Here is an 11802-nt window from a genome sequence, read left to right on the forward strand (position 1 = left end):
GCGCCGGACCGCTGGCACCTGCGTACGCTGCGGCAACGCCGGAGCCGCGTGCGTAAAACGCTCAAACGTTCTTGATCGCACTACCTTGCGTGGTGGCGTCGACGAAGTGATCCGCCGGCATCGGACGCCCGAGCAGGAAGCCCTGCAGCGAGTTGCAACCGAGTTTGGTCAGGAACTGCTGCTGCGCGGTCGTTTCAACGCCCTCCGCGACGATCTTCAGGTCGAGTGCCCGGCCAAGCGCGACGATCGCGGAAATGATCGCGGCATCTTCGGTATCGTGTTCGAGATCGCGGATAAATCCCCGGTCGATCTTGAGCTCGCTGGCCGGCAAGCGCTTGAGATAGAGCAGGCTCGAATAACCCGTTCCAAAATCGTCGATGGAAATACGCACGCCCATGTCGTGAAGCTGCTGCAGGATTCTCAAGCTGGCGTCCGCGTCGCGCATCGCGGTGGATTCGGTGATCTCCAGCGTCAGGCAGTGCGGCTCCAGCGCGTGCCGTTCCAATGTGGCCTGCACGACCCGGATCAGGCTCGCGTGACCGAATTGCAACGGTGACAGGTTGACCGCCATCGTCCAGTCGGTCCGGCCTGCATCGCACCACACGCGCATCTGCCGGCAGGCCTCGTCCAGGACCCATTCGCCGATCGGCACGATCAATCCGGTCTTTTCCGCGATCGAGATGAACTGATCGGGTGCGATGAGGCCGCGCGTCGGGTGCATCCATCGCAAGAGCGCCTCGACGCCGATGATCGGCCCGTGGGGCACGTCGAACTTCGGCTGGTAATGCAGGACCAGTTCACGCCGCTCCAGCGCCAAACGGAGTTCCTGCACGATCTTCAAGTGCTCGCGGACATTCGCATTCATCGATGCTTCGAAGAAACAGTACGCGTTCCGGCCGAGCGCCTTCGCGTGATACATCGCGGCATCGGCGTTGGTCATCAGGTCCCGGAAATCGCTGCCGTTGCCGGGATAAAGCGCGATACCGATGCTGGCCGACACGCGCAATTCGTGCTCGGACACGCGGAACGGTTTCCGGATCACCGCCAATACCTTGTCCGCCACGTCGGCCGCGTCCGCGGGCTCGTCCACCGCCACGACCAGCACGAACTCGTCGCCACCCAGACGGGCAATCGTGTCCTGCGAGCGCAGGTTCGCGCCGATGCGCCGCGCCACGTCGACCAGCAACAGATCGCCGACATGATGGCCGTAGGCGTCGTTGACCGCCTTGAATCCATCGAGATCCATGAACATCAGCGCGAAACGCCCCTTCTCGCGGTCGGTGTTCTGGATGGCCTGATCGATCCGGTCTTCGAGCAGCACGCGATTGGGGAGCTTGGTGAGGTTGTCGTGCAGCGCCAGATACGTCAATTCCTGGTTGGCTTCGGCCAGCGACGTCGCCAGTACCGCCGTGCGGGCTTCCAGACGCAGATCGAGGATGGAAACGACCAGCGCGATGGCGAGGATGGCCAACGTGGCAACGACGATGACAAGCGCCAGCCAGCCGGCATCCAGGCGGGAGCCGGCTGCCCCGCAGATGCTGCCTAGCGGGAACCGCGCGGCGGCCATCCCGGTGTAGTGCATGCCGGCGATGGCGGCCCCCATCAAGACGGCGGAGCCCAGATTGAGCAGGCGCACGCGATTCGAGTGGGTCCGCCGAATGAAGACGATCCACAACACGGCGCCCGACGCGACCACGGCAATCGCGACCGACAGGCACACGAGCAACGGATCGTACTGGATGCCCGGCGACATGCGCATGGAGGCCATGCCCGTGTAATGCATACCCGCAACGCCGGCGCCCATCAACATGGCTCCGCCGCCCAGTCGGTGCCACTTCAGCGTGTCCTGGCAGACGAGCCAGAGCGCACACGTGGAGCAGACGATGGCGATCAGCCACGAAAGCACCGTGATGGCCGGATCGTAGCCAATTGGAATCGGCAACGCGAAGGCGAGCATGCCGACGAAATGCATCGACCAGATGCCCGTACCCATCACGCAAGCTCCGCCTACCAGCCACCAGTGTGCGGCGTGCCCTCGAGCGGTTTCGATACGCCCGGCCATGTCCAGCACGGTGTAGGACGCCAGTATGGCGATCAAGAGCGAAAGAAGAACGAGCAACGCGTTATAACTTGTCGGCAGCATTGTTATTTACAGATCGCTTTCAATTCGACGGTGACGAGACCACAGGTTATCCGGTGTCTGCGCAAATTCGCGTGAAGGTTGGGCACAAAAGTAAAGCGGTGCCCGAAGGAATGAACTGGTTGTGCGACCAACCAGACGATTCCAGCGACCACCGCTTGCAGGGCGGATCATAAACGCGGCCTCCCGTTCAGGGAAGAATTTACCGCTGCGGGCCGGCGAAGCGCGCAGCCGGGAAGCGATACGCCCGTGCCTGGATTGGCCCAGGCGGAGATTTTACGGCCATCGGCATGCACGCCATCGGGAGACCGTGCGTCATGCTGGCGTCGGCATCTTCGCGAAGTGGTCGTGGACGATGACGCGCGACCGGCGAAACTCGAGATGCATCGACAGCACTGCCATGCGGTGATGCCCTCCCGCCGGGAGAACACCGCCCATCGCAACGATTCCGGGCAAGGAAGCCCGGCACAAGCAGAACGCCGTGCCGTGTCCGGATGGCGAACCGGGCCCGGAAGCCATTCAGCCTGAATGGCCTGGGCACGCGCGCGGAATCTGTCGCCCAGATTCGCGCGGCTGCGTTCGCGGCTTCGTCACGACTTGCGTGCCGCGGATCGCCCCGACCGTCGCACGCCGCGCGCCGCTCATTCGAACCGGCATGCCGCGCGCGGCAGCGCCGCGAGCGTGTCGCTCGACCATTTCAGAAGGCCGTCGAAGTTGGCGCGGTTGTCCGCCGGACAGAAATCGGCGAGCCTCATGCCGTCCGGGCGCGTGTACTCGACATTGAACACGGCCTTGTTCAGCGCGATGAAGCTCGCGTAGCCGTCGCACTCGTGGAACCTGTTGCACTGCTCGTTGAGCGCCCAGTCGGCGACCTTCGCCATCGCGGTGGCGATCCCCGAACCGTTCTTGAGGCCCATCGACATCCCGCGATCGTGTGCGGCGGCGATCAGTGCCGTGTTGTAACGCAACTGGTCGTCGCGCGTCAGCGGAAAACCCGTTTCCTGCCGATAACTGTCGTCCAGATCCGGTTCGATGCCGTCGCAGCCCTTTTTCTTCGCCCGGTCGAGACGCGCCAGCATCAGGGGCATCAGGATCGCGGTCTGACGGATGTCCAGCCAGCGCTCATGATCCTCGTATCCTTCGACGGGGTTGCCGAGCACGCTGTCGGGAAACTGGTTCGCATCGCTGCGGCCGTCTTCCCGGCCGCCGGTCTCCATGTAGCAGACGACGTAGATGCCCTTCGCCTTCAAGCGCTGGATCGCCGCCGCATCGGTCTGCTCCATGTCGACGTCGAACATCTTGCGGGAATTGTTCACGCGGTCGAGCACGGTCTCGTTGATCGTGTTGCCGTCGATCTGCCATTGCCAGCTCGTGCCGGGCGCGAGCGGCTTCCAGGCCGCGGCCGGCGACACGCGCATCGTGGTCGCCGCGACGGTGGCGCCCGGTGCAGACACGTCCCCATCGCCGCCGCACGCGGCAAGCAGCAGCATCAGCGCAATTGAAGCGAGTGATCTTGCAGACATGGCGAATCCTTTGCTTTCTTGGCGGCTTGTCAGGATGCGAGGGTGCGAGGAACACGCGAGCAACGGAATGCGGGCGATGCATCTGCCGATGCCGCGGTGGTACGGGAATGCGCGAGGCACGTCCGGATGGTAGGCGGGAACGCCGCGCCGATCTGTTCCGATTTGTCGATTTTTGTCGGCGCGGCGGCGGCCACGATCCTGCAGATCAGCTCGCACTTGAGCAGCAGTTGCCGTTCAAGGTAGGCACCCGGCCGTTCCTCCGGTTGCCGGTCGTGGAAACCGGAAACCACGGGAAACTTCGTCGTGATATGGACGGCCCCCGCGGTCTCCTCCCTGGCCAGACTTCATTCATTTTCCGGGCGCCAGGCCGTTGGCAAACCGGTTCGTATAACCGAGCGTACCGACACCGCCGATGGAGTTGCATGTCGACGACGCGGCACCGGGCGGACAATCGACGTCACGGTCGAACGACCAGAAATGGACCCCCACGAGGCCATTCTGTTTCACGAACTGCGCAACGGTGTCTGCATCCGCCGGCGTAAAGGTTTCGCCGGCCACATCGTTGCCGCCGATCATCGGCGTCAGCTCGATCTGGCTGTACGGTACACCCCAGTGATCGTGCAGGTTCATCGCCGCCTGCAGCGCCGACTGCCCCATCTGGCAGGTGCCGTTCGCGACCACGCAGTTCCCCGCCCCGGCCGACCCGTAATCCATCGTCATCAGGTTGATGGTGTAGTTCTTCAGGCCGGATGCCTGGATGGCCTGCATGACCCAGTCGCCATACACGTTGAAGCTGTCGGGTGCGCTGGCGCCCCAGGAGCCGGCCGTGGTCGCTCCCTGCTGGGAAGGCGCCAGTGTCGCCAGCGTAAAGCTGAAGCGCAGGCCGGGATAATTCTGCTGGGCGACTGCCACGCGCTGCACGAGATCGTTGATCACCTGTTGCGTCTGCCCGCCTTCGATATCGAAATCGATCCCGATGAGGTTGCCCGATGCATAACGATTGATGAAGGTCGCCATGCCCGCATCCGTCCCGCACGTGAACATACCGGCCGCACCGCCGGTGGAAATCACGTAGTTCACGTTGGCCGCGGTGAAAAGCGGCACATTGGCGGACGCCATCGCGCCGCCGTCAACGCCCGCCCAGTTCTCGCTGCCGCATTCGCCGGTCGCAAACGCGAGCGTCAGCGTACGCACACCGGCTGGCAGCACCGACAGCACCGGGCTCAATTGACCGGTCACGTTCGACGAGATGACGTTCGTGTTCCAGTTCATCGAAATCGTCGCGTCCTTGTACGGGCTATATACGAATGCCGGCGCCGTACCGGTACCCGCCCCGCCCGCCGTGGCAGCGCCAGTGCCGAAAGACGACCATGCCAGCAGAAGCGCCAGCGCACCCCTCAAGGTCGATCGCTGCATGAATCCGGATTGGTTGCTCTTCATGTTCATGCCCTCATCGCGTTATACGCATTACCGGCACCGGTCTTTCACGCAAACCATGCCGGGGAATATTTCAGGAAGACGCGCTTCGTCCATGCGGGCGTAACGGAAAACCGACACGTGACATGGACGTCAATCACTTGCACCATTGATATGCACTACATAATAAACATCGTGATCAGATCAGCCCCGGGGCTTCCCCATCTGGTGACCAGGTCATACTTTCACCGCCGTGTAACTGCCTGCGGCGCCGCTCGCAATATCGTGGAAGCTTGCTGCACAGGCTGGCATCGCTGCGCCGGACATCGAAAGCAACGCAAATGAAAGCGAAACCGCATGTGCCTTACGGCTGGTTTCATTTCTCGAACCCTGTCTCTCCGTCACTGGTCCATGATTTCCCCCTTTTCGATTGGCAAAGCTCCGCTCAGGTCGAATTCAAAAAATCGACCTTACAAATTGCCATCTGAAGACAAATTTCGATATTGATGCTGTTCTTATATCAACGACGTGAAACGCCCCGACTTTGGTCAATGCCGATGCAGCATGTCATGCCTCACGTTCGCGCAAGATCGGAGGCCTGCAACAACGCGATGCAAGCGGTATCGTCAAGTTGTCACGCCGGCCCGTGATGGCATGCCTTCGGCACAGTGGCGGATACCGATATTTCGGCGGATGATGGAGCGATGACCCAATCCGGCACCCGCATTTCAACTGGTCTGCTACTGGTTATACTACATAATCATCCGGCATCAACCCTGGAATCGATTACTTCAAACAATATCGAAATCCGAAATATTCAATCGATTGCATTGCCATATTGCAATTCTCTTCATTCGACAATTCAAACCGGTATCTCGCAGCCATTTGGCTTATTGTTCAAGTCGACGAGATTCAGGCGATGCGCTCGTGCTTCATCATATTGGCGACCGCCCCGCCATGACGTCATGGTTGCCGTTCCCATCCTTGATTCATTCAACGAAACCGGAGGCAGAACATGACTGTCAATGTTGCCGCCCAAGAATCGACCGGCACCGCCCAACGGGTCACCCGGGTGTACGCCAGACTCCTGCTGGTCGGCTTCGCGCTGACGCCTGCGTATCTGATTGCCTACCTGTACTTCTTCCAGGACCCGTCACTGAAATTCGAGAACCACGCCTTTCACGAACTTGCGATCGCGGCTGCCACGCTTGAAGGCGCATTCGTCACCTATGTCTGCTGGCGGTGCTACAGCCTGTCGGGCGAGCCGTTGCTACGCTGGCTTACGCTGGGTTTTCTGGGCTTCTCCCTCATCTATGCGCTGCATGGCATGTTCACCGGCATGGCGCATCACAACCTCTGGTTGTTTCTGCTGTACGGTCCGGCCTCGCGCCTGACCATGTCGATCTTCGCTTTTGTCGGGCAACTCACTTATGGTCGCAAGGCCGACAGCGCAGCGATCCGCGGCCGGCGCCGCACATGGCTTGCCTGGATCGCCGTGTTCGGACTCGTCGACGTCGCGGTCGCCGCGGTCGCCTACTCGCCGGTGGCCGGCAACCTGTGGGTACGCCTGTCGATGGAGGGGGGCGCACTGCTGTTCTTCAGCGTGAACGTCATCGCGCTGGCCGTGCGCCGCATCCGTTCGCCGTTGATGACGATCTACGGTATTTCGGTGACGTCGTTCGCACTGTCCTCGCTTGCTTTCATCCTCGCGCGGCCGTGGAATCACATGTGGTGGCTGGCGCATGCGATTTTTGCGGCCGGCTTCTTCCTGCTCAGTTTCGGCGTGGTGCAGGCCTTTCACACAACCCGTTCGTTTTCGAAGATCTACAGCCAGGAAGAACTGTTTGCCCGGTTGAGGGAAGCGATGGCAAGGACGGAGCGAGCGCTGCAGGCGCTTCAACGTACCAACGAAAAGCTCGAGCACCTGGCGGCCACGGACCCGCTCACGGGTGCGGCCAACCGGCGGCAATTCATCGAAAGCGTGGAAGCGGAAATCAACCGGGCAAAGCGCAACGGCGCGCCGTTCTCGTTGCTCGCGCTCGACCTCGACCACTTCAAGGCGATCAACGACAGTTACGGGCATCAGACGGGCGATCAGGTATTGCAACGCTTCGTCAACAAATGCGCCGATGCGATCCGGCCGTACGATGGCGTCGCGCGGACGGGCGGAGAGGAATTCATGGTGCTGCTACCGCACGCCGCGCTGGACACCGCTCAATCGATCGGCGAGCGCATCCGCACGGCGATCGCGGGCGAGCCGTTCGAAGCAGGCATCGGCGAACCGATCAAGGTCACCGTAAGCGTCGGCGCCTCCGAATTCGGTCGGGACGGCGAGACGATCGACGCGATCCTTCGCAAGGCGGACGAACGCCTGTACCGCGCGAAGCATCAAGGTCGCAACCAGGTGGTCGCCGGGTAGCCGGTTGCCGTATTCGTATCCGTACTCGCCACCGCGTCCCCGGCAGACGTTCTTGCGCGACCCGCATGGTCACGATGCCAGAACCGGGCCGACCCTGGATTGCGCAAGAGTGCGAATCGCATGCCCCCTTCGCCAGGGAATGCACGGCCGGGTTCGAGAGACACCGCCTCGTCACGTGCCGGCCTGTCCGCGCCCCCGAAAATCCCGGGTTAGTTTCGGCCCCGGGCTTCTCAACCGGACGAAACCGCTTCCGCAGGCCTCGCCCCTGCCTGCCTGTCGACGGATCGTACACCGACATTCTCGATGCCCCGCCAATACGCTGAGAATGACGGGGCGCCCGGGATAATTCCGTTTTCGAACTCAATCGAATCATGACGCCCCGGGCACCGCCGAACGCGTCATGGCGCAGCAAGATCAGAACGGGCTGCGTGTCGTATCGCCATTGGTGAACATCGCGTCGACGACCTGATAAAACGCCATCGCCGTATCCGCCACTTCCCAGACCGCGAGGATCACGTGGTAACCGCTACGCATCGGCAGCCGGCATTGGTGAATGGTCGGTTGCTGGGGCACCAGGTTCGCATTCGGGTCCCAGTATGGCTGGCCGGGATTCTGGATCGTGCAGAAAGGCGTGGCCTCGAACTGCGCGCGCGTCAGCTTTTCCGACGGATTCCAGTCGGCGCGTGTAATGAAGTAGTTCCAACGACGCGTCTTGTGCACGGCGCTGAATTCCCATTTGAAGTTCTGCAACGCGCCCGGACGTAACGGGATCTTCTGCCAGCGGCCGGGCGACTGCTCGTTCAGCACGGGCAGCGGGCCGTTCGTGCTGGCGCCGGCGATTTCGCCGTCCATCGGTGGCGCGGCATTCTTCGCATCGTTCGGCGCGAACGGATCCGACAGGCCGCTTTGCGTTGCAGGGAAGAACTTGCCGTTCTCCATCGCGTTCGCGTGCCACGCGTCGACAGGACAGTCCGGATTCTGGCCTTGCGTGCACAGCACGATGCGCGAAGGCGGTTCGGTCAAACGGCCGTGCGCATGCGCACCGACCGCTGTGACCAGTAGTGCCATGCCAGCCAACGAGCGTGGCATCACGGAAGCAACGTATCTGCGGATGATCTGATTCATGATCCCTCATGGCATTGATGTTGGAATGAAGGTGTGCACATCGAGCCCGCCGCAAGATCCCTGACCGAGATTCCTGTCGGCGCGTCGCCGCGCACACCGATCGGCAAAAGCAGAGGTCGAATGAAACCGCGGTAAGCGACGATGCGCGAGCCCCGCACCTTCCTCGCGACCTTGAAACACGTGTATCGAACTTGAACGCAACCCGGAACTACGCTCCGTCCCATGCAATCCCGGAGGCCCGCTCGAGCCCGGGAAGCGCTGAATCTTGATCGCACGGCGGCCCCGTCAACAATCGCGCTGATGACCGTGACGCCACTCGGCATGTTCGCTAGCGGCTGACGGAACGACGCGGTCGACCCAGCCCCGGTAGAACGCGCGGTACTTGAGCACGAGCTTGTCGTACTTGCTGTACGCGCCGCCGCCATCCGGCTTCATCCCGTTCCAGATCTTGACGTCGTACCCTGCAGCCTGTCTGGTCTGGAGTCCGAACAACACGAAGTCGGTCGCGCGACGCAGCACGCCGCCCACCTTCTTGATCGAGATGAGCATGTGCATGACGTTCTTGCCTTCGCTCACCGGCGTCACACACTGGAGCAGCTTGTATTTGGCGTCTCCGTCCAGGGCGACGGTCATGACGCACCCGCCGGGGTAGCCATCGAAGTGCAGGTTCATCTGCGACATGTTCAGGCCAAGCGCGCGCGACAGCATGCCGAGGGGCCCGAAGTACCGGTCCACGGTGAAGTCGATCCCGGCGCCGAACCACGCACCGGCCCGGGCCAGCGACTCGACCTCCGGCCACTGGCGCCAGTCGTCGAAGCGCTTGAGCTCGAAGGCCGAGATCGGGAGCGCGTGGACAGGGGTCGCGTGCTGCGCGTCGTAGAAGTTCTCGACGATCCGCAAAACCGCCGTCGTCGTCTCGAACGCGAAGTGCAGGTGCATGAAGTCGCCGTTGTCGACGTCGGCCGCGGCGATTTCGGGCAGCGGGTGCAGCGGCTGCGGGGAGCCGTACCAGACCCACACGTAGCCGTATCGTTCGGCCGTGACCAACGTCGGCTGGCGCGCCCCGCGCGGGACGGGCTCCAGCTGGCGCACCGCCGTGCTGTGGCCGGGGATATGGACGCACTGGCCCTGCTCGTCGTACTGCCAGTGGTGAAACGGGCACCGGATGCACCCGTCCTTGACCTGCCCGTCGGCGAGGTTCGCACCAAGGTGCGCGCAGTGGCGGTCCATCACCACGGCCCGCCCCGTCGCACCGCGCCACGCCACACACGGCCGGCCGAAGAGCGTCAACTCCGTCGGCTTGTCCTTGAGGTCGCCCGAGCGCATCGCGACGTACCAGCTCGCGGCCAGGCGCGTGGTCGCGTCGTACCCGCCCGACGGATACTCCCTGGTGCCCGCTTGATCCAATTGAACGTCGTTCATCATATTCGTGCCGGTGTCGGTCGACTACTTCAGCGCCAAGCCGATGCGGGTCGTGACGTACGCCCTGAGCAGCGCGAACATCGGGTTGTAGTCGAAGTACCTTTTCACCTCTGCCGGCGCGCTGGTCTGCGTCCAATGCAGCAACTTCATCGCCGGCAGCAGGCTGTACTTCGAGTTGTTGAGCTGCGGCTTGGCCCCGGTGATGCAGTACCCGAAGCCGAACATCGGTTTGGCGAAGTCGCGTTCGTCGATGAGGGCGTGAATCCGCGCCGCGGCCTCCTCGGCCGGCTTGCGCCCGGCGCTCACGGCCTCGACCTCGGCTTTGGCGTCGTTGAACAACTGGTAGTACCCCTCCATGTCCGCGCACAGGTACCCGAGGTACGGGGGGTTGTCGTCGAGGCGATCGAGGTCGCCCTCGTCACGCGACGCACGGAACCTCGCGTGGGCCTGCACGAGCCGGAACTGCCCGAGGATCGTGCCGACCGCCCACAGCCGGTGGAACGCGTCCCACAGGCGGAAGTCCGTGAACGCCGTGTAGCAGCAGCTGACGAAGTCGTCGTTGTGGTCCAGAAGCTTCTGCTGCAGGCGCTCGATGTACTCGAAGCGCTCGGGGGAAAAGTCGTCGTCGCGCAGCGCCTTGATGAGGCGCGCCGCGAGCGCGTGGATGGTCACCGCGGTGTTCTCGAGCCCCCGGGAGAAGAGCGGGTCGATGAACCCGTTCGCGTGCAGCATCAGGCAGTAGCGGTCACCGACGCAGGCGCTCGACGAGAACTGCAGGCGGTCGGTCTTGACCCAGTCGCGCACCGGCACGGCGTCCCGGAACTGCGCCCCGATGCTCGGGAACCGCGCGAGGAATTCGTCGAATTCCTGCTGAGCGGAGACGTCCGTTTTCGGGTAGACGCGCGGGTCGAGCTGCAGGCCGACGCTCACCAGGTTGTTGGTCGAGCGCGGGTGGTTGTTGAACGGAATCACCCAGAGCCAGCCGCCCGCGAACATGTGGTGCAAGGTCCCCTCGTGCCAGCGCCAGCGCTGCCCCTTGACCTTGAAGATGTCGTCGAACGGCTTGACCCCGAGCATGTGCGTGTAGAGGCTGCGCGAGTGCGTCTTGAAGCGGCACGGCTCTTCGCGGAGCTTGAACTTGGTCGCGAGCGGCGCGCGAGGTCCTCCGCAATCGATCATGTACCGGCCGGTGAACCGTTCGCCCTGGGCGGTGGCCACGCCGACGCCGTCCTTGTCTGCGTGATATTCGGTCACGTTCGTCTTCTGGCGGACCGTGCAGCCGTATTTGATGGCGGCTTGCAGCAGGTAGGCGTCGACGTCTTGCCGGTAATAATGGCTCTCCGGCCCCCACGGCAGCTCGGGAATGACGCACTGCGTAAATTCCTTCGGGTCGTGCTCCTGGCCGGGCTTGTGGAACACGAAGCCGAAGTTGCGCTTGATGCCCGTGCTCGACGCGACGTAACGCTGCGTCGCGTAGAACGACGTGATGCGGTCAAGCTCCGGAATGCCGTAGCGATCGGCGATGATGCGGTTCATCAAGGACGTTTCGGGGATCGACGATTCGCCGATCGTGAACCGCGGGTGCGACGACTCCTCGATGATCAGCACACGAAACCGTTGTTTGGCCAGGATCGCCCCCATCTGGGTGCCGGACATGCCCGAGCCGAGGATGATCACGTCGAAGTGGTTGCTGTCGTGCTCGTTCGCGGTGCTCTTCTGAGTCATGGGGGCAAGCTCTCCTGGTGAGATGGAACACA

General features: G+C 62.7%; 7 protein-coding genes. 1 reads left to right on the forward strand and 6 read right to left on the reverse strand.

Going from position 1 to position 11802, the window contains the following annotated elements; translation table 11 throughout:
* Positions 1-61: 61 nt before the first annotated feature.
* The 3 genes from ACWMMN_RS36795 to ACWMMN_RS36805 form a co-directional block, all read right to left on the reverse strand.
* The gene (locus tag ACWMMN_RS36795; RefSeq protein WP_486424258.1) at positions 62-2143 is read right to left on the reverse strand and encodes a bifunctional diguanylate cyclase/phosphodiesterase; all 2082 of its coding nucleotides are present in this window, start codon (positions 2141-2143) and stop codon (positions 62-64) included.
* Positions 2144-2781: 638 nt separating this feature from the next.
* A complete protein-coding gene (locus tag ACWMMN_RS36800; protein WP_256087556.1) occupies positions 2782-3879 on the reverse strand; it encodes an endo alpha-1,4 polygalactosaminidase in 1098 nt (365 codons plus the stop codon).
* 132 nt (positions 3880-4011) lie between these two features.
* The gene (locus ACWMMN_RS36805; RefSeq protein WP_174993685.1) at positions 4012-5103 is read right to left on the reverse strand and encodes a glycoside hydrolase family 18 protein; all 1092 of its coding nucleotides are present in this window, start codon (positions 5101-5103) and stop codon (positions 4012-4014) included.
* Positions 5104-6094: 991 nt separating this feature from the next.
* Here ACWMMN_RS36805 and ACWMMN_RS36810 point away from each other — a divergent pair.
* Positions 6095-7498, forward strand: a complete 1404-nt coding sequence (locus ACWMMN_RS36810) for a GGDEF domain-containing protein (RefSeq protein ID WP_059242290.1) — start codon at positions 6095-6097, stop codon at positions 7496-7498.
* A gap of 414 nt (positions 7499-7912) precedes the next feature.
* On the opposite strand, the gene ACWMMN_RS36815 is transcribed toward ACWMMN_RS36810, so the two are convergent.
* The 3 genes from ACWMMN_RS36815 to ACWMMN_RS36825 all read right to left on the reverse strand — a co-directional run bounded on the left by ACWMMN_RS36815 (position 7913) and on the right by ACWMMN_RS36825 (position 11770).
* On the reverse strand, positions 7913-8566 hold the full coding sequence (locus tag ACWMMN_RS36815; protein WP_226196957.1) for a lytic polysaccharide monooxygenase: 654 nt from the start codon (positions 8564-8566) through the stop codon (positions 7913-7915).
* 342 nt (positions 8567-8908) lie between these two features.
* A complete protein-coding gene (locus ACWMMN_RS36820; RefSeq protein WP_486424259.1) occupies positions 8909-10045 on the reverse strand; it encodes a Rieske 2Fe-2S domain-containing protein in 1137 nt (378 codons plus the stop codon).
* 24 nt (positions 10046-10069) lie between these two features.
* Complete coding sequence (locus tag ACWMMN_RS36825) at positions 10070-11770, reverse strand: NAD(P)/FAD-dependent oxidoreductase (protein WP_174993684.1); 1701 nt, start codon at positions 11768-11770, stop codon at positions 10070-10072.
* Positions 11771-11802 lie beyond the last annotated feature (32 nt).

It is taken from the genome of Burkholderia cepacia complex sp. TUM26381 (genome assembly GCF_057439935.1).

What these genes read in the sequence shown, in the direction of transcription:
- ACWMMN_RS36795 (WP_486424258.1), bottom strand. Translation starts at nt 2,143, where the DNA reads ATGCTGCCGACAAGTTATAACGCGTTGCTCGTTCTTCTTTCGCTCTTG.
- ACWMMN_RS36805 (WP_174993685.1), bottom strand. Translation starts at nt 5,103, where the DNA reads ATGAAGAGCAACCAATCCGGATTCATGCAGCGATCGACCTTGAGGGGT.
- ACWMMN_RS36810 (WP_059242290.1), top strand. Translation starts at nt 6,095, where the DNA reads ATGACTGTCAATGTTGCCGCCCAAGAATCGACCGGCACCGCCCAACGG.
- ACWMMN_RS36815 (WP_226196957.1), bottom strand. Translation starts at nt 8,566, where the DNA reads ATGGCACTACTGGTCACAGCGGTCGGTGCGCATGCGCACGGCCGTTTG.
- ACWMMN_RS36820 (WP_486424259.1), bottom strand. Translation starts at nt 10,045, where the DNA reads ATGAACGACGTTCAATTGGATCAAGCGGGCACCAGGGAGTATCCGTCG.
- ACWMMN_RS36825 (WP_174993684.1), bottom strand. Translation starts at nt 11,770, where the DNA reads ATGACTCAGAAGAGCACCGCGAACGAGCACGACAGCAACCACTTCGAC.